Origin of the sequence: Bacillus sp. Au-Bac7, from assembly GCF_021341655.1 — a bacterium.
Classification (GTDB): Bacteria; Bacillota; Bacilli; order Bacillales; family Cytobacillaceae; genus Niallia.
Window position 1 is genome coordinate 1 of the sequence record NZ_JAJTTG010000065.1, and the last position, 291, is coordinate 291.

Consider the following 291-nt stretch of genomic DNA (forward strand, 5'->3'; position numbering starts at 1 on the left):
GATGGCGATTACTCGGTTTTATCTTGGTTTTTCTTCTATATGATTTAGTTTTCAAAGAACAAAAAAAATTGGTGGAGCCTAGCGGGATCGAACCGCTGACCTCCTGCGTGCAAGGCAGGCGCTCTCCCAGCTGAGCTAAGGCCCCTTTATCTTTACTTTATGTTATATGGTGGGCCTAAATGGACTCGAACCATCGACCTCACGCTTATCAGGCGTGCGCTCTAACCAGCTGAGCTATAGGCCCATATAAGAAAGCATTGCTCTCTCAAAACTGAACAACAAAATCATCAA

At 45.0% G+C, this 291-nt stretch carries 2 tRNA genes; both read right to left on the bottom strand.

Annotated features, from left to right (window positions below):
• Positions 1-69: 69 nt before the first annotated feature.
• Positions 70-145 (bottom strand) — tRNA-Ala (locus tag LXM54_RS27785).
• Between the two features lie 22 nt (positions 146-167).
• Positions 168-244: transfer RNA gene (locus LXM54_RS27790), tRNA-Ile, on the bottom strand.
• Between the last annotated feature and the right edge of the window lie 47 nt (positions 245-291).